The sequence below is a fragment of the Micromonospora sp. NBRC 101691 genome, from assembly GCF_030269285.1.
GTDB classification, from domain to species: Bacteria; Actinomycetota; Actinomycetes; order Mycobacteriales; family Micromonosporaceae; genus Micromonospora; species Micromonospora echinospora.
On sequence record NZ_BSTB01000059.1, the window covers coordinates 1 to 486 of the forward strand.

The window sequence follows — 486 nt, forward strand, 5'->3', positions numbered from 1 at the left end:
CTGCCGTCGGGGTTCACCTCCCACATCGCGTCGGTGGAGACCGCTGACGGACCCGTCGGCGAGGCGTTCCCGCCGATGTCCGTGACCGTCCGTCTGACCGACGAGATCGACATCTCCCGTGGGGACATGATCTGCCGGCCGAACAACGCCCCGACTCCGACCCAGGACGTCGAGGCGATGGTGTGCTGGATGGACGAGACCCGACCGTTGCAGATCGGCGGCCGGTACACCATCAAACACACCACCCGCACCGCGCGGGCGATCGTGCGGGGCCTGCACTACCGCCTGGACGTGAACACCCTGCACCGCGACGACACCGCCACCGAACTCAAACTCAACGAGATCGGCCGGGTCCGGCTACGCACCACGGTGCCGCTGCTCGCCGACGAGTACCGCCGTAACCGCACCACCGGCGGGTTCATCATCATCGACGAAGCCACCAACCGCACCGTCGCCGCCGCCATGATCGTCGAAACCACCTGAACC

At 67.3% G+C, this 486-nt stretch carries 1 protein-coding gene; it reads left to right on the forward strand.

Translation table 11 applies throughout. The annotated features are described in order from the left end of the window. A partial coding sequence (locus tag QSK20_RS31940) for an elongation factor 1-alpha C-terminal domain-related protein (protein WP_502889103.1) occupies nucleotides 1-483 on the forward strand: 483 nt, incomplete at its 5' end. Nucleotides 484-486 lie beyond the last annotated feature (3 nt).